Genomic DNA, 26,759 nt, shown 5'->3' on the forward strand with positions numbered 1-26,759 from the left:
CATGGCGTATGCACAAAAAGCCACCATTTTCATACTTATTAGGCAAGCCATAGCAAACAGAGAGAGGAGGCTATATGGCTGACACTCCCAAGAACCAGAAAACAAAACGCCACGTCGGCAAGAGTAAAGTTTTTTAGCTGACTGCCGATACTGATATAGAAACACTTATTGATAAGCAAAATTCCAAGCTATGGCTGCCGCTCCACGCTGTTGCACTCCTAACTGGCTGCCAGAGCTGATCTTAAAGGAGGAACGTGCCCCATGAGCTCACTACCCACCGAAGCAACAACGCTGCAGTCATCAGGCTTAGCCCAGCTGAACCCAAGCCAACGGCTCGAAAACACTCTAGCTCAGCTAGCAACAACGAACACTCAGATTAAAAACATAGACATTAATGAGCAGGAAATATCATCCGAAGAGCTCGTCAAACCCATCCAGCGCATTAACGAGACAATGCGCCCACATGGCTTAGAATTCGAATTAAGCGAAGTAACATCACGCGTGATCACGCGGGTCATAGATAGGGAGTCTGGCGACGTCATACGCCAGATCCCAGCAGAAGAAGTACTCAAAATTGCCGAGCGACTTGAAGAAATGCAGGGACGAATAATCTCAATTGAAGCCTAATGCGTGACGTAGACAACCCTACACTTGCATGTTCATAACATCACGATATGCAGATACCAAACGATTGCGAACCTGAAGCCCCATTTGAAACGCAACGCTGGCCTTCTGCATGTCAACCATCACGTCATTGAGCTGCAAATCAGGATCACCCGCCTGAAAAGCCATCGCCTGACTGTTAGCCGTCTGCTGAAGTCGGTTAATGCGCTGAATCGAGGCCTGCAGCTCACCGCCAAAACCGCCCTGCCCGACAGCCGCTGACGCCTGCGCACCACTAAGGGGCTGCGTGGATGCCGCTTGGGTCGCCATGCCTTGCATCTGCTGTAGCGCAGCCTGTATTGCGGGAGTACTCATACGCTCACCTCAATTCGCAAAAAATATCTAATGCAAAAAGCCTAACACCAAAGCGCCCCGCCTCATACGGACAAATGCGCATAAAAAGCGAAGCTTATCGTTCCTTTATGCTCGACTAGTCACCGGATAATGACTGTCATCACAATTCCGCCTCATCTTTTTGGCGGATAACCGCGATCGACGGATATAGCCTATGCCTTCTTTGGTGATGCGCCTGGGCCGACACCAGTTTTGCCTGCCCCTCTGGAGGGTCGCATGAGCGAAACCGGTGCAACGGCAGGCCGTCAAAACAGTACGAATCAAGCCGCTCCCCGCAGTGGAAATATCAATAGTGGAAGCACCGGTAGTGGAAACACCGAACGCGACACCAGCGGCTCAGCTTTTGAGCGTACGCTGAAACAGCTGCGTGGCAATCCGCTAGTCGCACTGCTTATCGCAGGCGCCGCCTCAATTGCTATTGTGGCGGCTCTATTTATGTGGGCCAGCAGTCCCGAGTACCGCGTGCTGTATAGCAACCTAAGCGAAGCTGATGGTGGCAGCATCATCAATGAGCTCGATACCCGCGGCATTCCTTACCAGTTCAGCGAAGGCGGCCAGGCATTAATGGTGCCTAGTGATCAAGTCCACACACTGCGCCTGCAGCTTGCTGAGCAGGGGTTACCCCGCGGGGGCAACCTTGGCCTTGAACTAATGGACAGCCAGGCATTTGGGATTAGCCAGTTTGCCGAGCAAATTAATTACCAGCGAGGTCTTGAAGGTGAGCTTGCGCGCTCAATCGAATCGCTGGGGCCGGTGGAAAGCGTGAGAGTGCACCTCTCCATGGCCAAGCCATCAGTCTTTATTCGCGACCGTGAGCCAGCTAAAGCATCCGTTGTGATGACTCTTTTACCGGGCCGGGTTTTAGGTGAAGGCCAGGTCAGCGCGATCGTTCATATGGTTTCGGGCAGCGTGCCTGACCTAGCCGCTGAAGATGTCACGGTGGTTAATCAGGATGGCCGACTGCTGTCTGCCGAGACAAGCAACGGTAATGACCTGGATGGTTCACAGCTTGAATATATTGTCGAGGTTGAGCGCTCTTACCAGCAGCGTATTGAGCATATTCTAACGCCCATCTTGGGTCGTGATAATGTGCGCGCCCAGGTTGCAGCGCAAATCGACTTCTCTCGACGCGAGCAGACCTCTGAACGCTACGGGCCCAATCAGCCCCCCAACGAAGCAGCCGTACGTAGCCGCCAGTTGAGCCTTACATTTGACGGTGAAGACCCATTGGCCACCGGCATTCCAGGCGCGCTGAGCAACACGCCGCCAGGCACACTGCCCTCCCCCATCAACCAGCCGGAGGGCGAGGAAGAGGATGCTAATCAGCAAGAGGATGTGCCCCCCGAAGCGTTGCGCAACTTGCGTCAGGATGACGTCATCAACTACGAAGTTGATCGCAGCATTGAGCATGTCCAGCATCGCCTTGGTCAGATAGAGCGGCTATCCGCCGCGGTGGTCGTAAACTACCGTTCGGAAATGAACGATGAAGGCGAGTGGGTCGACGTTGCGCTAACCGATGAAGAAATTGCCCAGATTGAGCGTCTAGTTCGTCAAGCAATGGGCTTCTCGCAACTGCGAGGCGATGAAGTGGAGGTCGTCAACTCTCCCTTCGCGCGCAGTGTCGAGGAAACCGCGGAGGTCGAATGGTGGAAAGATCCCAGCGTTCTGTCACTGGCTGGCAAGGTAGGTCGCTACCTATTGGTTGCCCTGGCGATTCTATTGCTCTACCTGCTGATTTTGCGCCCCTTAATTAAACGCTATACCCAAACACCGGTTATGGCGGCAGCAACGCCCGGCGGCACGCTGGCCGCCAGCGTAGGCGGTGAAGATGATGACGAAGAAGGCGAAGAGCCATCAGGCGAGAGCGATGAGACCTACGCCAAGCCGAAGCGTCGGCGTAAAACCTCACTCTATGAGCATAACCTCAATGACCTGCGTGAAATGGCTCAAGAAGACCCCCGCATGGTCGCGATGATCATTCGTAGCTGGATGAATGCCAATGAGTAGTTCAATTGCTGAAATGAACGGGGCTCGCAAGAGCGCCATCTTATTGCTTGCACTCGATGAAGACAGTGCCGCTGAGGTCTTTAAATACCTCGGCGCTGCGGAAGTGCAAGAAATCAGTATGGAGATGGCCCGGCTGAACCAGGTCTCCCATGACGACATGAAGGCGGTGCTCGAAGCATTCCATAAAGAGACCGAAGAGTTTGTAGCGCTTAATCTTAACTCCAGCGATCACATTCGCTCAGTGCTGACCAAAGCACTGGGCAGCGAACGCGCGACGAGTCTGATTGAAGATATTCTAGAGACCACTGGCAATAATTCGGGCATTGACGCGCTTAACCTCATGGAAGCCTCCATGGTGGCCGAACTCATTCGCGACGAGCACCCGCAAATTATCGCAACCATTCTAGTTCACCTGGATCGTCATCAAGCCTCCGACATCCTCGAGCTATTCGAGGAAAAACTGCGCAATGACGTGGTTCTTCGTATCGCTACTTTCAGCGGCGTTCAGCCCGCCGCACTGCAAGAGCTGACCGAAGTACTCACTAGCATGCTGGACGGTCAGAACCTCAAGCGCAGCAAAATGGGCGGCGTAAGAACCGCGGCCGAGATCCTCAACTTGATGAACTCCTCCCAAGAAGAGACCGCCATCGAGACCGTGCGTGCGCACAGCGAGGATTTGGCTCAGAAAATTATCGACGAAATGTTCTTGTTCGAGAATCTGCTCGACCTCGACAACCGCGCTATTCAAATGGTGCTCCAAGAAGTCGATACCAACTCGCTGGTGGTGGCCCTTAAAGGGGCTCAGGACGCCTTGGTGGACAAATTCCTGCGCAATATGTCACAGCGCGCTGCCGATTTAGTTCGTGAAGATATGGAAGCCCGCGGCCCGATCCGCGTCTCTCAGGTGGAAACCGAGCAGAAGGCTATATTGCAGGTCGTTAGGCGCTTAGCTGATTCTGGTGAAATCGTCTTGGCAGGTGGAGACGACGAGTATGTCTAATACTCACTCGCCGAAATTTGATCGCCATGGCGATTGGCGCCGCTGGCAAATGGAAGAACTGGCGTCCAAGAAGAGTAGCCATGCCTCAGAGGGCGAGGTACCCACGGCCCATCAACGCAAAGTACAGGCGGCACAAAAAGCGGCTGAACTGGCACGCCAACGTGAAGAGGATGAGCGCCAGGCACTGCACGAGCGTATTCGTCAGCAAGCCGAAAAAGAGGGCTATGACGCAGGCTTTGAGCAGGGTCGCAAAGAGGGGTGGGAAAAGGGGTTAGCAGACGCTGCCGAACAGGCCAAAAAAGAGCTAGAAGCACAAATCCACAAGACCGTTGCGCCGCTGGAAACACTGGGCAAACAGTTTTCAAATGCGCTTGAACGACTTGATGACACCATCGCCTACGACCTGGTTGAGTTAGCACTGGCCACCGGCAAACAACTTGCTAGCGATGCCCTACAGGACACACCTGAACAAGTTTTGGCCATTGTCCGCGAGCTTCTGCACACCGAGCCTCCCTTGGTAGGCCAGCAACGTCTTTGGCTTAACCCCGATGATCACGCTTTAGTAGAGGAGCACTTGGGTAATGAGCTCAGGGCCGCCAATTGGAAGCTCCAGCCTGATGACCAACTGGCCCGTGGCGGGTGCCGGGTAACCAGTGCTCAGGGTGAAATTGACGCAACCTTTGAAAGCCGTTGGCACGCTATTCAAGCCCAATCGCGCAAACGCGGTCTCAATTCTCCACCCTCCTCTAACGTCCCTTCATCCTAGGCGGATACGCTATGGCAGATACCACCTGTCCCCATCAACATCGCTGGAATAAGGCATTGCGACGCACGCAGCAGCGTGTTAGCCATCTGCCTCGCTACCGCAATAACGGCCGCGTCATTCGTGCGACGGGAATGGTGATTGAAGTGGTTGGGCTACGTGTGGCGGTGGGTAGCGCCTGTCGGATTGAATTGCCGGGCAGCGACGGTCGCTTGTCCGACAGCGATAGGCATGCCGAAGCGGAAGTCGTCGGCTTTTCTGGTGATAAGCTATTCCTGATGCCCTTGGAAGAGGTCATAGGGCTAATGCCTGGCGCTCGCGTCGCGCCTCTTGATGAAAGCGGCAACAACAGTGCCCGCCGCTTCCCGATGGGCGATAGTCTGCTGGGCCGGGTACTGGATGGCAATGGCAATCCGCTTGATGATCGGGAGGGCATCGATGAGATACCTCGAGCAACACTCAGCTCGCCGCCGCTTAATCCGCTTTCTCGCGCGCCAATTGATGCGCAAATTGACGTAGGCATTCGCGCTATTAATGCGCTGCTTTGCGTAGGTCGCGGTCAGCGTATGGGGCTATTTGCAGGCTCCGGTGTGGGCAAGTCAGTATTGCTAGGCATGATGGCACGCTACACCAAGGCCGACGTCATTGTGGTGGGCTTGATTGGTGAGCGGGGCCGTGAAGTACAAGACTTTATCGATAACATTTTGGGCCCTGAGGGTCGACGGCGTGCTGTCGTCGTCGCCGCCCCCGCTGATACCTCACCGCTACAGCGCTTACAGGGTGCCGCGTATGCGACTCGCCTGGCAGAAGGTTTTCGTGACGAAGGTCGTGATGTCCTGCTGATCATGGATTCGTTAACCCGGTACGCCATGGCACAGCGGGAAATTGCCCTGGCCATTGGTGAGCCACCCGCTACTAAAGGTTATCCGCCGTCGGTTTTTGCAAAGCTGCCCGGCTTAGTGGAGCGCGCAGGTAATGCTGAGCGTGGTGGTGGTTCCATTACGGCGTTTTATACCGTGCTAACCGAGGGCGATGATCAACAAGATCCTATTGCCGATTCTGCTCGCGCCATTCTAGACGGGCATATCGTGCTGTCGAGAACGCTAGCGGAAGCAGGTCATTATCCGGCCATCGATATTGAAGCTTCAATTAGCCGCGCAATGACCTCCATCGCCTCAGCCGATCAGCTTCAGGAAGCGCGAGTGTTCAAACAGCTCTTCTCGCGCTACCAGCGTAACCGGGATCTTATCAGCGTGGGGGCCTACAGCCCTGGCCATGATCCCCAGCTCGACGAAGCAGTGAAACGCTTTCCATCGTTGGAAAACTTCCTTCAACAGAATATTGATGAGTGTGCAACGCTTGTCGATGCTCGCCAAGCGCTGCACGCACTGGTAGGAGGACGCACATGAGCACTTCCCAGCTCGAAATGTTAACCGACTTAGCCAGAGGTGCCCGCGACCAAGCGGGTAAAGTACTGGCACAAGAGCGACAAACGGAGCAACAAACGACCGCTCAGTTACAGTCGCTACTGAGCTATCGGGCGGAGTACGCTGAGCGCTTGCAGAAAGCGATGCGTGACGGCATTGACCCTGCCACTATGTACAACTATCAGCAGTTCTTAGCCTCTTTGGACGCGGCCCTAAGCCGCGCTCGACAAGCGTTAGCGTCTCAACAGGCAAGCGTTGAACAGAGTAAAAAGAACTGGCAACAAGAGCAGCGAAAGCTCTCTTCCTACGATACACTGGCGTCGCGTCGACTACTTGAAGAGCACCGCCGCAGTGAACGTCATGAACAAAAAACTAACGATGACTTGGTGACAAGCCGCGCGGCTCGTCAGCATAACGACACTCCGCATTAGCGGGGCCAGGGAACTGAACATGAACATTCACCAGTTGCTTTCGGTCAGCCAAAATTCGCCTCAGACGCAGTCTCAAGGCACTTTCGGCCAACAAGACACAGCTAAGGGCGTATTTCATCAAACGCTGTTGCAAGCGTCTGGCGCTCAGCGATTATCAGCGTCTGCTTTCAGTGAAGCTGCTGCTTCTCATACGCCGCGATCGCAAGCTCAGCTAAATGAACTCAGCTCTCTTTTGTCGGATGCATCAGCTGACGATGTAGAAAATTTGAGTGAAGTCCTGCAAACCCTGGGACTGGATGTCAGTGAGCGCGATTTGTCTGAATTATTGGCTCAGTTGCAACAGCCGAGCTCAGAGGTCAGCCTAGAAACGCTAGGTCTAGATGCTGGAGAAGCATTGACTCCCCTTGACGAAATTGCCGGCCGTCTCGCGCTAATGGCATCTTTTACGGAAAGCAGGCCTGAGTTGGCTTCACCCGCTGCCCCAGCCACGCTGGAAGCAATCGCTGAACAGTTAAATATTAGTCAATCGGAAGCGGCACAGCTGGTCGATTCCAAGGGACTCAAGACAATTGCCCAGTATCTAAGTATGGATAAAAGTGGGCCTGGGCAGTCTATCGACCCAGCCGCGCTGGAAGCCATTGCCGATCAGTTAAATATTAATCAAACGGATGCTGCGCAGCCTATCGTCCCAGCAGAGCTGAAGGTCGTCGCTGAGCAGTTAAATATTAGTCAAACGGAAGCAGCACAGCTTGCCTCCGCGCTAAATGCGCTGGCTGGTCAGCTACAAAGTGCCTCCCCCCAATCAGCAGAGTCGGCTCAGTTAACCAATGTCCGCTCGCCTGTTGCCGAGCTCCAGGCAGCCCTAAGGCCACAACCTGATACTTTCTTTGCTCAAATGAACACTGGTAATGCAGCTCAGCAGATTAACTCTCCCACTGCAGCCACCCAGATCAGCAGCGAAGCCCTAATGTCCGCTCTATTGACAGGAGACGGGGCTTCGAAAGCAAGCCCAAGCAGTGAGCACTTACTTACTGGATTATCGTTAAATACCGGCAGCAGTCCGTTAGCTACATCGCAATCTACCCAAGGCTTTTCGCCCAATGTCACACCGACAGCGGCCACTTTAGCGACACCTGTCAACAGCCCCGCCTGGCCACAACAGTTGAGCCAGCAGTTAGTACAGATTTCACAGCGTGGTGGCGAACAGCACGTTCAGATGCAATTAAACCCTGCAGAATTAGGGCCGCTGTCTATCTCCCTGAAGTTTGGTGAACAGGGGGCGCAAGCGCACTTTTTGTCCGCCCATGCCCAGGTACGCCAAGTGCTCGAACAAGCGATTCCCCAGCTGAGGGAAGCGCTGGCTGAGCAAGGCATTTCGCTAGGCGAGACATCGGTTGGCGAACAGCGTGACCCCAACGAGCAGGCTTTTGCTCAATCAGGCGGCAAACAGGGTGCCGAGGCTGGGAGCGGCAACGGCGATATAGGCTTGGATGAATCACTTACCCAAAGCACCGAGCGCAGCCCGCTAAGACTGGATGGGCGGGTCGATCTATACGCCTAAGCATTGACAGAGTGCATGACCATTCTAGAACTACGTCGATTAATACGCTCATAAATACGTACGTGAAATAGCTAAACCAAAAGATAGGCTTGCCAAATAAGCCTGTTCATTTCATCACCAGCATGCGCTTTAGGCATAATACATTGCTAGTGATACGCATGGAGTTCACAGGAATCGCAAATGGCAGAAAAAAGCGGCGGGTCAAAAAAACTGCTCTGGATAATGATCATCCTGGTCTTGCTGTCGTCAGCAGGCGCAGCGGCAGCTATTTATATGGTAATGGATCAGCGTGATGACGGTTCAGAAGACGCTGAGATGCAGCAAGCGATGGAGCGCGAGCCGCCTATTTTTATGCGTATTGAACCCTTTACCGTCAATCTTGCCGATGACAGTTATGGTTCACGCTTGCTCTATACAGGCGTGACTCTTCGTGTGGGTGATGAAGAGAGTAAAACCATTCTAGAAGAGCATATGCCTCAAGTGCGCAGCCGTTTGCTGATGCTGCTATCCGGCAAGCAGGCTGATGAACTTACTTCCCCGGAAGGTAAGCAGCAGCTTGCACAAGCGATTGTTGATCGACTCAACGTCCCGCTGACGGAGAATCAGCCGCCACTTGATTTGCGTGAAGTTTTATTCACCGAATTTATTGTGCAATAACCTCGGGAACTGGAGCCGTTCATGTCACAGGACGATCTACTGTCCCAGGAAGAAATAGATGCCCTGCTAAAGGGCGTTAGTGGAGACGATGAGCCATCGGCTTCATCTTCCCATGCGTCAGATGAAGCCCGGGTTCGCCCTTACGATCCGTCGACCCAGCATCGCGTTATTCGTGAGCGTTTGCATGCGCTTGATTTTATCAACGAGCGCTTTGCTCGCTACTTTCGTACTGGCCTGTTTAACCTACTGCGGCGTAGCGCGGACATTACCGTCGAGTCAGTTCGCTATCAAAGCTTTAGCGAGTTCTCACGTAATGTTCCCGTGCCTACCAACCTGAACATTGTGTCGATGAAGCCACTGCGGGGTTCAGCACTCGTCGTATTCCCCCCCAATCTCGTTTTTATGGTGGTGGATAACCTTTTCGGTGGTGACGGTCGTTTTGTCACTAAATCGGACGGCCGGGAGTTCACTAATACTGAACAGCGTATTATCCAGCGCCTGCTCAATCTCGCTATTGAGGCATACCAAGAGGCCTGGAAAGTCGTTTATCCGCTGGATGTCAGTTTTTTACGCTCAGAAGTGCAATCAAAGTTTGCCAACATTACCAACTCACCCAATGAAATTGTGGTGAACACCAAGTTCAACATTGAAGTGGGCAACCTATCTAGCAATTTTCAGATATGCATGCCGTACGCCATGATTGAGCCGCTACGCGACTTACTAGCTAACCCAATTAATGACAGCAATCACGACCAAGACGGCAGTTGGTCACGCCGAATGGCAAGTGAGCTGCGTCAGTCGGAAGTGGAGCTAGTCGCTGAATTTGCTCAGATACCCAGCCGTATCGCCCATGTGATGGGATTGAAAAAAGGCGACGTGCTGCCGTTAGACATTCCAAGTTCAATCACCGCAAGCGTTGACGGGGTGCCCGTCATGGAGTGCGAGTACGGAAGTCAACGTCAACAGCATGCACTGCGTGTGTTACATATGATTGACCATGCCGCTATGAATAATGCATCGTCCAAGGACTTCATTAAAGGGTCTACGCGACAGAAAGCCAAGGAATCCAAAGCATGACTGATCCCAATAAGCCTGATCAGAACGTCTCTGACGACGATTGGGCGGATGCCATGTCCGAGCAAGAAGAACCCACCTCCAGCGCCGATGCTGCCAGCGAAGAGGAAGATCCTTGGGCAGCCGCAATGGCGGAACAAGAAGCTGCTGAAGAGAGCGAAGAAGAGACAGCTGCTGCCCCAGAAGAGCCCAAAGCCCCTGCAGCGAAAGCGGCAAGTGAGGATATCTTCCGTCCGTTGAGCCCAGACAGCGGCTCTTCCCAGGCGCGTGAGCTTGAGATGATCATGGATATCCCGGTGAAGCTCACCGTGGAACTCGGCCGTACAAAGCTAACTATTAAGCAGTTACTGGAGTTGGCACAAGGGTCTGTTATTGAGCTTGAAGGACTCGCCGGAGAGCCGATGGATATCTTGATTAACGGCTACTTGATTGCTCAAGGCGAAGTTGTTGTGATCGAAGATAAGTACGGCATTCGGATTACTGAAATCATCACGCCTTCTGAACGTATTCATAAATTGAACCGATGAGCGTTGCAACCTCTTCGGCGCAGAATGGTTCGCTCGATGCACTAGGTAACGGTGGCGAGGCATTGGTAGGGATGGCCGTTTTGGGCAAGACTGCCGCGGCTTTAGCTCTCGTTATTGCGATCATTTTAATCTGTACAGCGCTTTTAAAGCGCTGGAGCAACCATACCACTCGCCATGGCGCCCACCTGCGCATTGTGGGCAGTACGGCTGTGGGAAATCGTGAGCGTATCGTGATTGTTGAAGTAGAAGATACCTGGTTGGTTGTTGGAGTGGGAGGTGGCCGAATTACTAAACTCCACGAGCGCCCGGCCCCTGAAGAGCGCCCGCCAACCGCATCAGCTCCGCCTTCCTCACGCTTTGCGCGTCGTTTATCCAAAGCGCTAGCCGCAGGCCGTCGCGACTCGTCTGCGCCCACCGATCCACATCAGACGCCATGAGGTACCGGATGCACCTTTTTTGGCCCTGTGTTTTGAAGAACCTTTTTTTGAAGAGCCATGTTTTGAATAGCAAAACGGCTAAACCGTTCATGATGTGGCTTGTGTTTGCTGTCGCGTGTTTTATAGCCAGCCCTGTGCATGCACAACAGATTCCCGGCATTATTTCTCAGCCGCTTGATGACGGGGGCCAGCAGTGGTCATTGTCGCTGCAAACCCTGCTTTTCCTAAGTTCTCTAGCGTTTTTGCCCTCCATGCTGCTGATGATGACGAGCTTCACTCGTATCATCATTGTGCTTAGCCTGTTGCGGACAGCGATGGGCACCCAGGCAACGCCGCCCAACCAAGTGCTGTTAGGGATAGCGCTGTTTTTAACTTTTTTTATCATGTCACCCGTATTGGCCCAGGTATATGACAACGCCTGGGTGCCGCTGACTAATGAGACGATAAATTTTGAAGAGTTTTTACTGCTGGCTCAGGATCCATTTCGGGAATTTATGCTCGCTCAAACCCGAGAGCCGGATCTGGCACTGTTTGTTCGCCTAGCCGATGTGGGCCCCATGCAAGGCCCGGAAGAACTGCCAATGCGTGTCTTGCTGCCCGCCTTTGTCACCAGTGAACTAAAAACGGCCTTTCAAATCGGCTTTACCATTTTCATTCCGTTTTTGATCATTGACCTCGTGGTGGCCAGCACGTTGATGGCATTGGGGATGATGATGGTTCCGCCCATCACTATCTCATTACCTTTTAAACTGATGCTGTTCATTTTAGTGGATGGCTGGCAGCTTATTATTGGCTCGATGGCAGAAAGCTTTTACATGATATAGCGCGTTATACCGCACATTGTTTATACAGCCCACAGGAACCCAGCTATGACACCCGAGATGGTGATGAGCATTGCTTATCAAGGAATGCGAGTAACGCTTCTGCTTGCTGGCCCCATGCTGTTGGCGGCGCTATTCACCGGCCTTATCATCAGCTTATTTCAAGCCGCGACTCAGATAAATGAAATGACACTAACCTTTATTCCTAAAATTCTGGCTGTGTTCGCGGTGTTGGTATTAGCAGGCCCATGGCTGATTGGCTTAATTACCGATTTTACTCACCGCCTATTTACTAATATCCCCAGTATGGTGATGTAGCGCTATGGTGGAAGTCACTTTCGCACAGCTGCAAGGGTGGCTAGTGGCTTTTTTATGGCCGTTTGCGCGCATTACAGCTTTCATGGCAGCGTCGCCTCTATGGGGCCACTCCAGCGTTCCCAACCAAGCCAAAGTAGGTTTGGCAGCCTTAATTGCCATTGTCATCGCGCCGATTTTACCAGCTATGCCGGATATAGCTGTAATGTCCTGGGCAGGCGTGGGGATTATGATCGAACAGATTCTAATCGGCTTGGCGATGGGGCTCGTCATGCATATCATGTTTGCGGTTGTTCAAGCGGCGGGGGATTTTATCGGTCTGCAAATGGGCCTAGCGTTTGCGAGCTTTTTTGATGCTTCGAGTGGTACCAACATTATGGTGCTCTCACGCATTCTCTACATGATCACTCTGCTCATGTTTTTGGCCATGAATGGTCATCTGATGGTGCTTGAAACCTTGATTATGAGCTTCCAAACGCTGCCCATTGGCATTGGGACGTTCAACCCAGATGCGTTTATTTTGTTATCTCGTTATGCGGGCACGATTTTTGCGTCGGGAATGTTATTGGCGCTACCATTGGTGGGATCCTTGCTGACCATCAACCTGGCGCTGGGCATACTGAACCGTTCTGCCCCCCAGCTCACCGTCTTCAATATTGGCTTTCCTACCTCTCTTATCGTGGGGCTAATATTAATGATGGTGCTCATGACCGACATTAACCGCTTTCTACAGCGGTTGTTTACGCAAGGCCTAGAGTTTATGCAGACGTTAATCGAAACGATGGCGCCCTTAAACTAACAAACCCATGCTGTAGGTGAAAGGTTTCACATAAGCATGGGTTAAAGTTTGTTTGAGCAATACGCAAAGTGATCAAGCAATAGCAAAAAGCGGATCTATTACATATAGTTCAACAGCGATAAGCCTTTAATATCCACAAACGTTTTCTGTGCCGCTTGCAAACCCACTTGACGCAAGCTGTATTCAGAAATGGCCTCGGCATAATCAAGGTCTACCAAATCAGATAACGTCTCCGTATAGTTCATCATCCTATTGCCCCCTACAACATCCACAACGTCAAGCTCATTAACCCGTGCCCCTACTGAAGCCAGCACCGTTGAAACATTATCTAGCGCATTATCCAAATCACGCATTGAGGTATTCAGGGTATTACGCAGGTCAGCTTTTTTAGCGTCGGTGTCGGCCGGATTTTCCAAAACGCGAATGGCTTCTTCCATGCTACGGAAGAGATTGGGCTCGCGTTGTTCGCCACCTGCTTGCGCGACTAGAATCGAGTCTCCAGCAGCAGGCGTACCTTCTAAATCAATTGACACACCGCCGTAGGTTACTTGCTGAGCAGAGTCGCCCAAATTACCTGTATAACCTTCAGTTTGAACTGCATTCCAGTCAGTGCCATCAAATGTCTCGATGTCGAATGTATCAGCAGGGGTGTTAAAGGTTATACGGAAATCTGTTCCATAATCTGCATCATTAACATCGCGTATCTGCGGCCCGCGAAATGTCACATTGCCACTATTCAGACTGCCGTCATCTTTCTTTGCTTCTGCCACGTAGCCGGCACTGCTAGGTACGCTTTTGAAAATGGTGTCGCCATTGTCCGCGACCTTGACCAACCGCGTAGAGTCGATTCGCTGTTCGCGTACATTAAAGTCCCCTTGATACTGCACGTTACCGCTGGCATCTTTCGTGAAGGGCTGAGCACTGTCTTTATAGCCGCCAAACAGATAGCGCCCGTTACCATCGGTGGCATTGGCCTGACCGATCATCGTTTCATAGATGCCTTTGAGCTCGCTGGCAACGGACTCACGGTCAACGTCACTTAACGTATCGCTAGAGGCCTGAACCAGACGTCCTTTTGCGCTATCAATTGCATCGACAATACTTCTCAAAATGCTATCAGTTTGTGATAGCGAGTTGCGCGCAGAAATGCGTGAATCAGCATATTGCTGAGTAATCGCTTGTGACTGATCCACGCCCACTGCACGCGATGCTGCCTGCGGGTCATCAGAAGGATTAACTACACGCCGACCACTGGCAATCTGCTGGCTGACCTTCGACAGATTGCCCTGCTGACGGTTTAAGGACGCGGTACTCTGCTCAAACATGGTAACAGTACTAATACGCATAATTTATGCTCCTAAATTAGCCACGCAGGTTCAAAATGGTGTCTAAAAGCGACCCCGCCGTATCTATGACACGCGCATTAGCTGCATAGTACTGCTGATATTGAAGGAGATTAGCCAACTCTTCATCCAAGTTGACACCAGACTCTGACTGTTGCACTGCACGGAGCTGATCAGTCAAGCCTTGTCGCGCCTCCAAATTAACCTGCGTGATATTAGTCCGGTTACCCACATCACTGACCATTGATGCGTACGCACCACTTACCGAGGCACGTCCGCCGACAACATCCTTACTTTGCAGATTTTGCAGAGCCAGAGCGTTGCGGTTATCGCCTGAACTAGCATCACTAAGGCTGATATCCAGGCTAGCTGTACTACCTGTCTCAGGAAGTGTATCAAGGGTAAAGCTAAGACCGTCAATAGTGACGATATCACCTTCTGCCAGGGTGTCCGTTCCTGGAGTAAAAGGCTCGCCATTTCGGGTGACGGTTGCCGCTGGAGTAACTGACAAGCCACCGGCATCGTCAACTTCTATCTCATATTCGTCATTGGTGGCAAAAGCACCGCTTGCAGCACTTAGTTGACTGATATCCAAGTCACCTTCACGTTCAACCAAGCTAGCTGCCGCAATCTTATCGAGGTCGGCGATACGCGTATCCATACCGCCAGCAGCGCGACGCACCGGCTGGATTTCAAAACGATCACCGCCTGCGACAGAATTACCGCTGTTAAACGCAACCGTTACGCCGCCAAAGGTGATTTCACCCTCGCCAGCTGCAGCATCCCATTCAGATAGATCAACAAAGTCAGCATCATCAGGATCCGTGCTATCAAGCACGTCACCAGTATCATTACGCGTTACAGTAGGAGTGCCAGACGCATCGAATGAAACGGTGTAATCCGTGGCACGCAGTTTATCGACGGTTGCTGGGTCGAACTCTATCGACGTCAGCAGATTCGGGTCGCTGTTGCTTGTATAACCATAACCCTGAGGAGAGCGGGTCGCGAAGAAGTTTTCCCCTTGGTCACCGTTAAGATCCACTCCCTGTTTGTGCTGCTCATTGAAAGCAGTCGCTAAGGAGACAGCGAGTTGGCCAATTTGGTTTTGGGTTTTATCCAGCGTTTCTGAACGGAAAGCCATTAATCCGCCCAAGGTTCCGCCCGTTATCGTTGATTCATCCAGCTGAACCGAATTACCGCCACCATCAATATAACCCACAACGGTACGCTGAGGATCGTAATCAGCCTGTCTAGCTTCTAGCTTAAAGGTATCCGCCCCTGTCACCAGCGGCTGCCCGTTAGGCAAACTAATATTGTAAGTTTTGCCATCCTGTATATTCAGGCGCAGATCCATGCGCTCATTGAGCTCAGAGACAAGATGATCGCGCTGATTAAGCAGGCTATTGGGTGCTTCTCCCGTACGCGCTCGAGCCAACGCAATTTCTTTATTTAATCCGGCAATTTGCTCAGTAGTGTTATTGATTTGAGTAACTTCATCTTTAATTTGCCCGTTTATGTTGCCCTGCATATCTTGCAGATAGCCGTCAAAAGAACGGAACTGGGCACTCAACGTATTAGCGGTACCGAGTACCCCCTGACGTGCAGCCGGGTCAGATGGAGCACTGGCTAAATCTTCTATTGAGGAGAAGAATTTTTGCATTAACGGAGATAAACCCGCTTCTCGGTCTGCCAGCAGGCTATCGATCTGTGACACTTGCTGATTGTACGTTGATAAAGCACTTGACTGTGTTTTGGCGTTATTTAACTGGCTGGCCACGTAAGTGTTGAACTGCCTTTCAATATCATTGACCTTCACGCCTTTACTGCCAGCGCTACCCTCGCCAAGCATGGTAATCTGGCGGTTGTAGCCAGGCGTTAACATATTGCTGGCATTGTTACTAACAGTATTCAGGGCATTCTGTGCGGCATTGAGGCCGCTTAAGCCGATCGAAAACATGCTCATGGTTCAATTCCTTAGGCCGATACCTATCATTACTTCAATTATCGGCGCTGCACAGAAAAACTTGAGGAAAGGGCTAGCGAGCGTCAGCCAGGAAATTTCCCTCAGCGTTAAGCGGCCCCATGGTATTCATCACTGCGACTAACTTTTCAGCGTAGAGCGGATCAGTTGCATACCCACCTGCCTGCAGCTCACGCGCGGCCTGCTCAGCGGTGGGTGCTTGAACAACCCCAGCATAGCGAGGGTTATTGCCGATTAGGCTGGCATAGTCAGTAAAAGCGTGTTCAAACGAGTCGTAGACACGGAAGGTGTCAACCACCTGCGTTCGCCGCCCATTAATATACTCATGAGTCACAATATCGGTGGTTTCACCCTGCCAATGGCTACCGGCTTTGATACCAAACAGGTTATGACTATTGTTGCCATTGCGAGTCGCAATTTCGTGCCGTCCCCAGCCTGTTTCTAACGCCGCCTGGGCCAAAATGAGTTCAGCAGGAACGCCGGTGGACGCACTGGCCGCTTGAGCGGGTGCCGCTAACGTTTGAATAAACTGATCTACGTGAGCAGAGGCCGTCGTTTGCGCTAGCGGGTTTAGCGCAGATTCATCCACCGCTCTACCCTTCTCGACACCTTGGCGAATGGCCTCTAGCTCGGCTAAGAATCGACCGCTGCCCTGCTCATGCTGGGTTTCAATCGTGTCAGGATTAGCCGCGAATGAATCGTCAAGCACATGCGGGGTGCCGCGGGGAATACCGGCTATCAATGCTTGCAACTCTTGATCCGCATCTGGCCGCGCTTTTGAGATGGCTCCTTGGCGCTCCAGTTGCTCAACAAGCACATCTGCAAGGCCCATTCCACGCGAAGCCATCACCTGTGACCACTGTTGATCCAGCATCGATTGATAGGTATCCGTCGCACTACTGTTCATCAGTCCTGAACTGGGTGTCGCGTCACGCATACTCTTCATCATCATCTGAATAAATAGCGCTTCAAACTGCTGGGCTGCACCACCCACACCAGCCTCAGGATCGACTCGTGCATTGTGTTGGAGCCGCTGAAAGCCGTTCATGTCCAGGGCGAACTGACTGGTCATATCACTCGCGCTCATTAAATGACCTCCAGTTCTGCACGTAGCGATCCCGATGCTTTTAACGCCTCCAGAATCGACATCAAGTCTTGAGGGGTAGCGCCCAACGCATTCAATGCATTGACCACTTCGTTGAGCTGGGCACCCTCTACAATTTGCAGATAAGCCTCTTGCTGCTCAATATCAATATCTGCGTCGGGCACCACAACCGTTTCGCCCTCGCCAAACGGATTCGGCTGGCTAACGCCAAACTGGGTATCAATCATGATAGACAGACTGCCGTGAGCTACGGCTGCTTCACGCAGTGTGACGGCACTGTTCATCACTACCGAACCGGTACGTGAGTTCAGCACAACGCGTGCCGGAGCCTCCGTAGGTGTGACCTGAACGTTTTCAATGCGTGCCATAAAGTTGACCCGCGCATTATCATCAGTAGGACCGTCAAGGGCGATTACTCGGCCATTACGTGCATATGCCACCGACTGGCCAAACTCGTTATTGATCGCCGTTACCATGCGCTGAACGGTGCCAAAATCAGAGTCGTTAAGCTGTAATTCAAGCATGCCACCATTGCCACCTAGGTTAAGCGGCACTTCCTTCTCAACCAGTGCGCCATTGGGAATACGCCCCGATGCCTGCTGATTGATTTGCACACTACTGCCACCCGCTTGGGCGCCAGCGCCGCCCACGAGCATGTTGCCCTGGGCAATAGCATAGGTATCACCATCGGCCCCCTTTAAAGGTGTCATCAACAGCGTGCCGCCGCGCAAGCTACGTGCGTTGGCTATCGACGAAACGACTATATCTAGACGCTGGCCCGGCATTGAGAACGGCGGGAGATCAGCGGTCACCATCACCGCAGCTACGTTGCGCAGTTGCAAGTTCGTGCCTGCAGGCACGGTCACCCCAAGCTGGGACAACATATTAGTCAGGCTTTGGCTGGTAAAGGGCGCCTGGGTCGTTTGGTCGCCGGTACTGTCGAGGCCGACGACCAAGCCATAGCCGACCAGTTGGTTATCTCGAACGCCGGCAAAGCTCGCCAGTTCACGAACGCTTTCCGCCTGAACAGGCATAGCCAGCGCGCACATTAGCGCTAAGGTGGTCAGTTGAATAAGCCCGGCGTTGATGGCTTGCCGACAATTAATCCACACATTTCTTAACCGCATCACGATAACCCGCTGTCCCGCGTTCATTGGTCGACCTGCCATTGAAGGGCCTGCCTGGCGTAGCTCTGTCATTGATGGCTCCCCATAGAGCTAGAACGGCGAGACGTTTAAGAAGAAACGTTGTAGCCAACCCATGTGCTGCGCTTCATTAATATAGCCGTCACCGACGTACTCAATCCGCGCATCCGCTACCTGAGTGGAAGGAACGGTGTTTTGAGCGGTAATCGTACGTGGGTTAACCACGCCGGAAAAACGAATAAACTCAGTACCTTGATTGATGGCAATTTGCTTCTCGCCACGCACACGTAAATTGCCGTTATTCATTACTTCTAACACCGAAACCGTGATAGTACCGGTAAAGGAGTTATTGGCCTGCGACCCGCCACTACCGGTAAAGTCGTTTTCACCTGAAATATCAAAGCCATATTCTGCAAGCGTATCAAGGACATCAGGCAACTGTGTTAACTCCAGGCTAGCGCTACCGCTACGCCCTGCATTGGATTGCGAATTTTTGCTCGCACTGACCTCCTCATCCAACACAATGGTCAAGATGTCGCCCATGGCGCGCGGCCGACGATCTTCAAAAAGTGGCTGATAACCTTGCCTAGCCTGGTAAATAGAGCCATTGGGGATGGGTGGCGGGCGATCAACAATGCTGATCTGCTCTTGCTCACCCACCACTGAAGCTCTTGGAACTTGAGCGCAGCCGGCTACAACCAATAAAAAAAGCACCAGTCCTACTAGCGCAATACGACGTGACATGTGGTGCAACTCCAGCATAACGCAACCTATAAGTAAGCCCGGTGAGTAACAACCGTTACAGCTGGCTTAAGCGTGCCAACATTTCATCGCTAGTGGACACCGCTTTGCTATTAATTTCATAGGCTCGCTGGGTCTGAATCATATTGACCATCTCTTCAACAACATTGACGTTAGATGTTTCAACATAATTTTGAAACAACCGTCCTGCTCCATTAGCACCCGGAATGTTTTCATTGGGCGCACCAGAAGCTCCCGTCTCCAGGTAGAGGTTACCGCCGATGCTTTGCAAACCTGCTGGATTAATAAAGGAACTGACGGTTATTTGCCCCACCTGATTGTCGACCGCGACACCAGGCTGACTAACGCTCACCGTACCGTCTTCACCGATACTCACTGACAGAGCATTAGCCGGCAAAAAGATAGCGGGCTCAATCGGGTAACCGTTGGCGGTTACCATTTGCCCGTTTTCATTGAGCTGAAAACTACCGTCACGGGTATAACCCGTCGTTCCGTCAGGCATCAAGACTTTAAAAAAGCCTTGGCCATTGATGGCCAGATCGCGGGAGTTGCCGGTTTCCTCCAGCCCACCCTGGGTATGCAGGCGCTCCGTGGCCACAGCACGCACACCGGTACCGATCTGCATGCCTGATGGCAGACGATCCTGAATATTATTCTGAGCGCCGGGTTGACGCATATTTTGATATAGCAGGTCTTCAAACACCGGACGTGAGCGTTTGAAACCATTGGTGCTTACGTTAGCTAGGTTGTTCGAAATCACGTCTAGCTTTGTTTGCTGCGATTCCAAACCGGTTTTAGCGGTCCACAATGACTTAATCATAATTAAACTCCCTTGGCCGACTGATTAGCATCAGTGCTGAATGACCAACATTAACCTTGAATGGACAGGATGCCGTTGGCACGCTGGGCGTTTTCGTCGGCCGTACTCAGCACTTTCATCTGCATATCGTAGCGGCGTGCAACATCGATCATCGAGATCATGGCATCGACAGCACTAACGTTGCTGCCTTCGAGCGCACCGCTTACTAACGTGGCATTTTCGTCGGCGGGCAAGGCACCGGGGACACCTTCTTCGTTAGGGGGCGCGCGAAACAGGCCGTCTTCACCACGGGTTAAATCCCCCTCTTCAGGCGTCACCAGTTTAATGCGGCCTACCTCGACCAACGCTTCGGGTCCAACACCTTCAGGGATGGCACTAATTGTCCCGTCAGCACCAATTGAGACCTGTGCCCCTTGCGGGATGGCGATGGGCCCACCATCGCCCAGCACAGGACGCCCCACACTAAGTAGCACGCCGTCACTATCGATCTGCAGATCGCCACGGCGGGTATAGGTTTCAGTACCGTCATCTGCTTGCACCGCCATCCACGCGTCGTCCTGCATCGCGACATCAAGGGTGCGGCCAGTATACTCAACTGGCCCCTGAGAAAAGTCACTGCCCGGCGTGGTGGTTACCGCCGAGGTACGCGTTGCCAGTAAGGCCTCGCCTTGCACAGGCACCGAGCGAGCAGCCTGTAGCTGTCCGCGAAAACCGGTGGTGGTTACATTCGACAGGTTATTACTCACCACTGACTGCTGATCCATGGTGTGCTTAGCACCGCTCATGGCGGTATAGATCATTCGATCCACGGTACTGACTCCTTACCTAAATGACCGATCATTAAAGGTTAATAATGGTCTGCAGGAGCTCGTCCTGGGTACTGATAGTTTGTGAGTTGGCCTGGTAGGCCCGTTGGGCAACGATCATATCGACTAGCTCGCGAGCCATATCGACATTGGACGTTTCAACTGCACTTGGCTCAATTAAGCCACGCAGACCGGTACCCGGCGCACCTACCAGTTCCTGACCTGAGCTACCGGTAGCAGTCCAAAGATTATTCCCCTCAGGTTTTAATCCCTCTGGGTTACGGAAGCTGGCTAGTGCTACTTGGCCCGCGGCACGCGACTGTTCGTTAGCGTAATTACGCATCACGGTGCCATCGTCTTCAATGGTAATCCCCACTAAAGATCCCGAAGAATAACCATTCTGGGAAATAGATTTGGGATCTGATTGTTCTGCAAACTGTGTAGAGCCTTGAAAATCAACTGCAATATTTAAGTCGGTAAAAATTGGGCCGAACTCATTGGCGCCAGCTCCCTCGACGTTAAAGCCAGCATCAGTGCTGTCAATATCATTGATCGCGGTAGGTGCACCATCAACGAGCTTACCGTTTGTATCGAAGGCTAGTGTTCCGAGGTCAAAATTATAGGCTTCTGCGTCGCTAGGCCCCCCTGTTAGGCGACCTTGAACCTGCCACTGATTGGGCGCAGCATCATCTTTAATAAAGTACATAGATAAGTTACGTGCATTACCTTGCGAATCATAAACAGTGGCATTCGTTGAGAAGCTATAGGTAGTGTTATCAGTCGGATCAAACACATAACCAGCAGCAGCGGTATCTATACCCGCCTCACCTGAGTCCAGGTTGACCTCTACCGATAGTTCGTTTGTGGCACTCGCCGCAAGGGCTTCGGAATCGACCGTTAAGGGAGTAACATCACCACCTGCCTGAACATCACCATTCGCATCGGCAGCATAACCCATAATCTGCGCGCCCTGGGCATTCACCAGACGTCCATCTGCGGTCATAGTCAACTGACCATTGCGCGAATAACCTACTTCGCCATTGGGCTGCTGAAAGCGAAAAAAGCCCTCACCCGAAATAGCCAAGTCCATATTGCGGTTGGTGGACTCAATATTACCCCCGCTAAAATTCTGCAGTACCGTGGAGGTACGAACGCCAAGCCCGATGCGCGACTCAGCATATACATCAGCGAACTGGACGCTAGAACTTTTAAAACCAACCGTCTGCGAGTTGGCAATATTATTACCCACCGCACCTAGTTTTTGTTGCTGTGCGCTTAGACCACTGAGTGCTTGTGAAAAACTCATGCTGTTCCCCTAATAAAGCTGTGTTTAATCAAATGCTGTGGTTTATGACTGTGTTTAGTCAGCAATTAAAGAATTTGTTTAACGTCGTTCAGATTGATTTGACCGTAAATAGCGCCCAGATCCAGTCGAACGCTGCCACTGCCGTCATTCGGCGTTACCCGGTTAACCACCGCGTACTGTAAGGCAGTAGATTCAATTTTTTCACCTTCAGCGTCAGTTGCCTCTAGCTGCACCGTATACCGGCCGCTGGCAGCCGCTTCGCCTTGGTCATTGAACCCAGGCCAGTCGAACGAATGAACACCTGCTTTCAGTGGACCGAGATCATCGTAACGTTTGATGATTTGTCCACCTTCACCAACGATGGTAGCTTTTACATTCTTCGCTGGCTCGGCCAGCTCTATTCCGAAAGGCGTTGTATAAGTGTTGCCGTCGCCATCTTGCTCCAGCAATACATCCTTCCCAGGCACCATGACACCTTTGCCAATTAAGCCGCTCGCCTGCAGTGCCTGATTGGCATCCATTTGGCTGGTAATGCCTTCTAGCGTGCTATTCAGCTCTTCAATGCCGCTCACCGTGTTAATTTGCGCTAGCTGGGAGGTCATCTCCGCATTTTCCATCGGTTTGAGCGGATCCTGATTCTGCAATTGCGTAATCAGCAACGTCATAAAGCTTTCACGCAGCTCATCAGACTGGCGGGCAGGGAGGCCATTGGCACCACCGCCATTTACTTTGTTTACTACGCTAGAATCAATAGTACTACTCATCGGTTACCCCTCACCCAGCGACAGCGTCTGCATCAGCATCTGCTTACTGGTATTAAAGACTTCAACGTTGGCTTGATAGGAGCGCGAGGCAGAAATCATATTGACCATCTCATGCACCGGCTCAACGTTGGGCTTTGCCACATAACCCTCTTCATCTGCCGCCGGGTGGTTGGGCATGTACTCCATCCGCAGGGGTGAGTCATCTTCCACTACCTCGGTGACGCGCACGCCGCCAACGCCATAGCGGTTACCTTGTGACTGGGTCTCAAACATCACCTGCTTGGCTCGATAGGTTTCACCATCAGGCCCTGCGACGCTGTCGGCATTGGCCATATTGCTAGCAGTAACATTCATGCGCTGGGATTGGGCACTCATTGCCGACCCGGCAATATCAAACGCAGAGAACATCGACATCGTGGATTAACTCCTCACTAATTTAGACAGAATCACTCGGGCTGCATGGCATTCTTCAGCCCCTGAATACGGCTGTTGAGCATCGTGAGGCCGACTTGATAACGAACAGCGTTATCTGCAAACTGCGTGCGCTCACGATCCATATCAACCGTATTTCCATCCAAACTGGGCTGGTCGGGAATGCGGTAAAGCAAATCGGGGTTGCCCGCTCCACGCCATGCGGGACCTTCTCCAGCAATATGGCTACCAGAAGTACGCGCTAAAGTCAGACCGCCTCCGGTATGGCTAGATGCACTCTGAGTACCTTCGACTGCTTTTTTCAGCTCACTAGCAAAGTCAATGTCACGCGCCTTATAGTTAGGTGTATCGGCATTGGCGATATTAGCCGCTAACACCTCGTGACGCGCTTGACGTAACCCTACTGCTTGCTGATGAAAATTAAAGGCAGATTCCAGTTGATCAATCATGCCGACCCTCGCGTTGAGGCAAAAAATAAAATGGATTTTGTTGATGATGAAGAATACGTCTGGAGCTGTCAGCCTAAAGCATGGAACAGCTGGCGTTTCCACCAGCATTTCGCGTGATACGGCTACTACCTTTTCGCTACACTGAACGATGAATTCTCCTCGTTACGTTCCTTCTTCTTCAGCCCCCAAGTAAGCGGCCTCCCCATGCTCCGACTGCGCTTTACTAAGCCAAGCTCGCTTCGCTTTTGGCAATTAGCCTTCTTCTGGGCAATCCTAAGCGTTACTGCCTTCACCAGGATTCAAGCTGATGACGACAATCTTCTCCAGCAAGTGCATCAATTTTTGTACGAAGAGACACAGGCATTAGGCGAGGAAGTGGTCATTGACCTACGACCACCCTCTCCGCATTTGCCAGAGTGCGTTCAGCCAGAACCTTTTTTGGCCAACGCCAATCAAGCACCCTTGGGCCGCGTTTCCGTTGGGGTGCGTTGCGGTGAAGATGGCCGGCAAGTTCGCTATTTACAGGCGCAGATTGATGTCATTGGTGATTATGTGGTGGCAGCCAGGGATATTGAGCGAGGTACACTGATTACATCAAGCATGCTTAGCGAACGCGGGGGCAATCTCGGCGATCTCTCAGCTCAGGCTTTGACAGCTGAAGAGGATATCGTGGGTAAAATAGCTCAGCGCCCTATTCGTAGTGGTAGTGTATTTTTAGCGCATTACTTACAAGCACCTCATTTAGTTGAACGTGGGCAGCGCGTTACTGTCATAGCTCAAGGCTCTGCCTTCCGAGTTTCACGCGAAGGCGAAGCATTGGAAGATGGTGCTCTTGGTGAGCAAATTAGAGTTCGTTTTGGTCCACGAGAAATCATGACTGCTCGTGTCGCCGAGCGTGGTATTTTGGTCGTGGATTTTTAATTCGCAGCCTAAAGTTAGGCCCAATGCTGCCGATGTACTGTTATACAAGCTACACTAAGCGCCAAGCGCATCGACGTTGACGATGAGGCAGACAACGTGAAAATTGATAACATTAATTCGCTATTACGCTCAAGCCAAGCCCAGCAGCGTGATGAAACGCAAAAGGCTGATAGCGTATCACCCGTCGCACCGGGCGGCGCAGCTCGCGAATCGACTCAACTGAGCCAATCAAGTATCGATGAATCTCAGGACGTCGATACTGCTAAAGTTGAAGAAATTCGCGATGCTATACGTGAAGGTCGCCTTGAAATGCGCGCCGACCGTATCGCCGAGGGCTTAATTGCCAATCTTAAAGATCTATAAGGGGACGCTGTAAATGAGCCTTGCATCCTTGCTTACCGACCAGCAACAGCGTCTTGAGGCGTTAATTTCGTTGTTGTCCAGCGAGCAAAATTTATTGACGCAAGGTGATATTGACGGTGATGCATTATCGCAAGTTGCACTAGACAAACAGTCTTTATTGGCCGAACTCGAGCGCATTGAGACTGTGCGGCGCAATGTGCAAAAACGTCTTGGTTATGCCGAAGGCGCAAACGGCGCCAGAGCGGCAGCTCATGATGCTGGCTGCCTGACAGCTTGGGAAAGCTTGCTTGAAAAAAGCGAGCGAGCCGCGCGTATGAATGAGCTAACGGGCCAGATGTTGTCCGTACGACTGAAGCATAATCAGGCAATGCTTGATTATATTCGTCAAATCGCTGAAAAAACGCTCTATAAGCCTGATGGACGCAATAGCGCCCAACCCGGCAGAATCAACGCTTCCGCCTGATACCTCCCTCGACAAGCCATCAGCATGACGTTTCAATGAAAGCCCACTCTCAGCGGCAAATCAAAAGACGATCATGTTCAATTTATTGCCTCATCATTATACAGCGGTGGTTGTAGGCGCATCGGGAGGAATAGGTGCTGCCATCATTGAGCAGTTACTCTCTTCCTCTCAGGTCGGCCACATTATTGCGGTAAGCCGGCAGCCACCACGAATTGGCAACCCCCGTCTTACACACCTAATACTTGATGTTTCTCAAGAGCAGGGACGGCAGGCGCTTAAAACAGAACTAGCCTCGCAGCCAATCCACTTCTTTTTTAATGCCATCGGCATCCTTCATGATGACGCGCAACGACTGTTGCCCGAGAAGCGCCTTGATCAGCTTAGTGTCGAAAGCCTTGCGCAAACAATGAACATCAATGCCTTTGTGCCAATTTTATTGATAACGGCACTGAAAGACTCTTTCAAAGGGTCACACCCTTCAGTGATTGCCAGCCTTTCGGCTCGTGTTGGCTCAATAGAAGATAATCAGCTAGGAGGTTGGTACAGCTATCGTGCCAGCAAAGCAGCGCATAACATGTTGTTTAAGACAGCATCCATTGAGCTCAAGCGGCTGAATAAGCAATCGCTAGTGCTTTGTCTTCACCCTGGCACCACCGACACAGCCCTCTCTAAACCTTTTCAAAACCGAGTACCTAGCGAAAAGCTATTTACACCCGCATTTGTAGCAGAGAAGCTGCTGGCAGTCATCGCTCAGCGAACGCCTGAAGATAGTGGTACTTTTTGGGCTTGGGATGGCAAATCTATCGACTGGTGAGGTGTTACGCAAAAAAAAACCAAGGCATCAGCCCTGGGGGATTCTTGGTATAAGTGCCTGACGATGATCGGGCCGGCCATCCGGCGGCCGGCGCTCCGGGACTCTCCATGAGGAGACCCCTTGTTTTTCTTTCGCGCAAACAAAAAACCCAGCCGATGGGCTGGGTTTCTTGTTAAATAAGTGCCTGACGATGACCTACTCTCGCATGGGGAGACCCCACACTACCATCGGCGCTAAGCGGTTTCACTTCTGAGTTCGGCAAGGGATCAGGTGGTTCACGCGTGCTATGGTCGTCAGGCGTAACTGTTAATGTACATCATGCTGACTAGCGTTTTTGCTATCTTGTGATCGTCTCATCGCCTGCCGCCCTGGCGTTATGTCGCTTGGGCCACACGCTGCGTATCCGGCGTTTAATGTTCGTCATCATTACGACCAGACCCCTTGGGTGT

General features: G+C 52.0%; 30 protein-coding genes and 1 rRNA gene. 18 read left to right on the forward strand and 13 right to left on the reverse strand.

What is annotated here, in order from left to right:
- Positions 1–261 precede the first annotated feature (261 nt).
- On the forward strand, positions 262–627 hold the full coding sequence (locus K7H09_RS18010) for a flagellar protein FlaG (protein WP_039860569.1): 366 nt from the start codon (positions 262–264) through the stop codon (positions 625–627).
- A gap of 18 nt (positions 628–645) precedes the next feature.
- Here K7H09_RS18010 and fliE read toward each other — a convergent pair whose 3' ends face one another.
- A complete protein-coding gene (gene fliE, locus K7H09_RS18015) occupies positions 646–978 on the reverse strand; it encodes a flagellar hook-basal body complex protein FliE (RefSeq protein ID WP_039860567.1) in 333 nt (110 codons plus the stop codon).
- 255 nt (positions 979–1,233) lie between these two features.
- Here fliE and fliF point away from each other — a divergent pair, with 255 nt between their 5' ends.
- The 13 genes from fliF to fliR all read left to right on the forward strand — a co-directional run bounded on the left by fliF (position 1,234) and on the right by fliR (position 12,836).
- Positions 1,234–3,024, forward strand: coding sequence for a flagellar basal-body MS-ring/collar protein FliF (gene fliF, locus K7H09_RS18020; protein WP_027958753.1), 1,791 nt, complete (start codon positions 1,234–1,236; stop codon positions 3,022–3,024).
- Entirely contained in the window at positions 3,017–4,024 is a 1,008-nt protein-coding gene (gene fliG / locus K7H09_RS18025) for a flagellar motor switch protein FliG (RefSeq protein ID WP_027958752.1), read from the forward strand. The genes fliF and fliG overlap by 8 nt, the downstream gene beginning before the upstream one ends.
- Positions 4,017–4,790, forward strand: coding sequence for a flagellar assembly protein FliH (locus K7H09_RS18030; protein ID WP_041159381.1), 774 nt, complete (start codon positions 4,017–4,019; stop codon positions 4,788–4,790). The genes fliG and K7H09_RS18030 overlap by 8 nt, the downstream gene beginning before the upstream one ends.
- Positions 4,791–4,801: 11 nt before the next feature.
- Positions 4,802–6,196, forward strand: a complete 1,395-nt coding sequence (fliI, locus tag K7H09_RS18035; RefSeq protein WP_027958750.1) for a flagellar protein export ATPase FliI — start codon at positions 4,802–4,804, stop codon at positions 6,194–6,196.
- Positions 6,193–6,645: a flagellar export protein FliJ gene (fliJ, locus tag K7H09_RS18040; protein WP_027958749.1), complete on the forward strand. Its 453-nt coding sequence runs from the start codon at positions 6,193–6,195 to the stop codon at positions 6,643–6,645. The genes fliI and fliJ overlap by 4 nt, the downstream gene beginning before the upstream one ends.
- A gap of 19 nt (positions 6,646–6,664) precedes the next feature.
- Positions 6,665–8,206 carry a flagellar hook-length control protein FliK gene (locus K7H09_RS18045; protein WP_051052187.1) on the forward strand — a complete coding sequence of 514 codons (1,542 nt, stop codon included), beginning with the start codon at positions 6,665–6,667 and terminating at the stop codon, positions 8,204–8,206.
- 180 nt (positions 8,207–8,386) lie between these two features.
- On the forward strand, positions 8,387–8,863 hold the full coding sequence (gene fliL, locus K7H09_RS18050) for a flagellar basal body-associated protein FliL (RefSeq protein ID WP_009288428.1): 477 nt from the start codon (positions 8,387–8,389) through the stop codon (positions 8,861–8,863).
- A gap of 21 nt (positions 8,864–8,884) precedes the next feature.
- On the forward strand, positions 8,885–9,940 hold the full coding sequence (gene fliM / locus K7H09_RS18055; protein WP_009288427.1) for a flagellar motor switch protein FliM: 1,056 nt from the start codon (positions 8,885–8,887) through the stop codon (positions 9,938–9,940).
- Entirely contained in the window at positions 9,937–10,464 is a 528-nt protein-coding gene (fliN, locus tag K7H09_RS18060; protein WP_027958747.1) for a flagellar motor switch protein FliN, read from the forward strand. The genes fliM and fliN overlap by 4 nt, the downstream gene beginning before the upstream one ends.
- Positions 10,461–10,901 carry a flagellar biosynthetic protein FliO gene (gene fliO / locus K7H09_RS18065; protein WP_027958746.1) on the forward strand — a complete coding sequence of 147 codons (441 nt, stop codon included), beginning with the start codon at positions 10,461–10,463 and terminating at the stop codon, positions 10,899–10,901. The genes fliN and fliO overlap by 4 nt, the downstream gene beginning before the upstream one ends.
- Positions 10,902–10,990: 89 nt before the next feature.
- A complete protein-coding gene (fliP, locus tag K7H09_RS18070; protein ID WP_051052194.1) occupies positions 10,991–11,725 on the forward strand; it encodes a flagellar type III secretion system pore protein FliP in 735 nt (244 codons plus the stop codon).
- 45 nt (positions 11,726–11,770) lie between these two features.
- Positions 11,771–12,040: a flagellar biosynthesis protein FliQ gene (gene fliQ, locus K7H09_RS18075; protein ID WP_027958744.1), complete on the forward strand. Its 270-nt coding sequence runs from the start codon at positions 11,771–11,773 to the stop codon at positions 12,038–12,040.
- Positions 12,041–12,044: 4 nt separating this feature from the next.
- The gene (gene fliR / locus K7H09_RS18080; RefSeq protein WP_027958743.1) at positions 12,045–12,836 is read left to right on the forward strand and encodes a flagellar biosynthetic protein FliR; all 792 of its coding nucleotides are present in this window, start codon (positions 12,045–12,047) and stop codon (positions 12,834–12,836) included.
- 98 nt (positions 12,837–12,934) lie between these two features.
- Here fliR and flgL read toward each other — a convergent pair whose 3' ends face one another.
- The 11 genes from flgL to flgB all read right to left on the reverse strand — a co-directional run bounded on the left by flgL (position 12,935) and on the right by flgB (position 23,749).
- Positions 12,935–14,182 (reverse strand): flagellar hook-associated protein FlgL, encoded by a 1,248-nt coding sequence (gene flgL / locus K7H09_RS18085; protein ID WP_027958742.1) that lies wholly within the window; start codon positions 14,180–14,182, stop codon positions 12,935–12,937.
- A gap of 16 nt (positions 14,183–14,198) precedes the next feature.
- A complete protein-coding gene (flgK, locus tag K7H09_RS18090; RefSeq protein ID WP_041159383.1) occupies positions 14,199–16,142 on the reverse strand; it encodes a flagellar hook-associated protein FlgK in 1,944 nt (647 codons plus the stop codon).
- Positions 16,143–16,215: 73 nt separating this feature from the next.
- Positions 16,216–17,247, reverse strand: coding sequence for a flagellar assembly peptidoglycan hydrolase FlgJ (flgJ, locus tag K7H09_RS18095; RefSeq protein ID WP_041159384.1), 1,032 nt, complete (start codon positions 17,245–17,247; stop codon positions 16,216–16,218).
- Complete coding sequence (locus tag K7H09_RS18100; RefSeq protein WP_230805444.1) at positions 17,247–18,314, reverse strand: flagellar basal body P-ring protein FlgI; 1,068 nt, start codon at positions 18,312–18,314, stop codon at positions 17,247–17,249. The genes flgJ and K7H09_RS18100 overlap by 1 nt, the downstream gene beginning before the upstream one ends.
- A gap of 168 nt (positions 18,315–18,482) precedes the next feature.
- Positions 18,483–19,172: a flagellar basal body L-ring protein FlgH gene (locus tag K7H09_RS18105; RefSeq protein ID WP_009288421.1), complete on the reverse strand. Its 690-nt coding sequence runs from the start codon at positions 19,170–19,172 to the stop codon at positions 18,483–18,485.
- Positions 19,173–19,209: 37 nt separating this feature from the next.
- Positions 19,210–19,992: a flagellar basal-body rod protein FlgG gene (gene flgG / locus K7H09_RS18110; RefSeq protein WP_009288420.1), complete on the reverse strand. Its 783-nt coding sequence runs from the start codon at positions 19,990–19,992 to the stop codon at positions 19,210–19,212.
- Between the two features lie 50 nt (positions 19,993–20,042).
- Entirely contained in the window at positions 20,043–20,801 is a 759-nt protein-coding gene (locus K7H09_RS18115; protein ID WP_230805442.1) for a flagellar basal body rod protein FlgF, read from the reverse strand.
- 31 nt (positions 20,802–20,832) lie between these two features.
- Complete coding sequence (flgE, locus tag K7H09_RS18120; protein WP_041159385.1) at positions 20,833–22,104, reverse strand: flagellar hook protein FlgE; 1,272 nt, start codon at positions 22,102–22,104, stop codon at positions 20,833–20,835.
- A gap of 65 nt (positions 22,105–22,169) precedes the next feature.
- Complete coding sequence (locus tag K7H09_RS18125) at positions 22,170–22,868, reverse strand: flagellar hook assembly protein FlgD (protein ID WP_009288417.1); 699 nt, start codon at positions 22,866–22,868, stop codon at positions 22,170–22,172.
- Between the two features lie 3 nt (positions 22,869–22,871).
- A complete protein-coding gene (gene flgC / locus K7H09_RS18130; RefSeq protein WP_009288416.1) occupies positions 22,872–23,282 on the reverse strand; it encodes a flagellar basal body rod protein FlgC in 411 nt (136 codons plus the stop codon).
- 32 nt (positions 23,283–23,314) lie between these two features.
- Complete coding sequence (gene flgB / locus K7H09_RS18135) at positions 23,315–23,749, reverse strand: flagellar basal body rod protein FlgB (RefSeq protein ID WP_027958738.1); 435 nt, start codon at positions 23,747–23,749, stop codon at positions 23,315–23,317.
- 204 nt (positions 23,750–23,953) lie between these two features.
- Here flgB and flgA point away from each other — a divergent pair, with 204 nt between their 5' ends.
- The 4 genes from flgA (at position 23,954) to K7H09_RS18155 (ending at position 26,310) form a co-directional block, all read left to right on the forward strand.
- The gene (flgA, locus tag K7H09_RS18140; RefSeq protein ID WP_041159386.1) at positions 23,954–24,670 is read left to right on the forward strand and encodes a flagellar basal body P-ring formation chaperone FlgA; all 717 of its coding nucleotides are present in this window, start codon (positions 23,954–23,956) and stop codon (positions 24,668–24,670) included.
- Between the two features lie 96 nt (positions 24,671–24,766).
- Positions 24,767–25,033, forward strand: a complete 267-nt coding sequence (flgM, locus tag K7H09_RS18145) for a flagellar biosynthesis anti-sigma factor FlgM (RefSeq protein WP_039860564.1) — start codon at positions 24,767–24,769, stop codon at positions 25,031–25,033.
- 13 nt (positions 25,034–25,046) lie between these two features.
- Positions 25,047–25,496: a flagella synthesis protein FlgN gene (locus tag K7H09_RS18150; protein WP_009288413.1), complete on the forward strand. Its 450-nt coding sequence runs from the start codon at positions 25,047–25,049 to the stop codon at positions 25,494–25,496.
- A 73-nt stretch (positions 25,497–25,569) separates the two neighbouring features.
- Positions 25,570–26,310 (forward strand): SDR family NAD(P)-dependent oxidoreductase, encoded by a 741-nt coding sequence (locus K7H09_RS18155; protein ID WP_041159387.1) that lies wholly within the window; start codon positions 25,570–25,572, stop codon positions 26,308–26,310.
- Positions 26,311–26,492: 182 nt separating this feature from the next.
- On the opposite strand, the gene rrf is transcribed toward K7H09_RS18155, so the two are convergent.
- A 5S ribosomal RNA gene (gene rrf, locus K7H09_RS18160) occupies positions 26,493–26,608 on the reverse strand.
- Positions 26,609–26,759: the final 151 nt, after the last annotated feature.

This window comes from Halomonas sp. IOP_14 (genome assembly GCF_021021315.1).
GTDB lineage: Bacteria > Pseudomonadota > Gammaproteobacteria > Pseudomonadales > Halomonadaceae > Vreelandella > Vreelandella titanicae.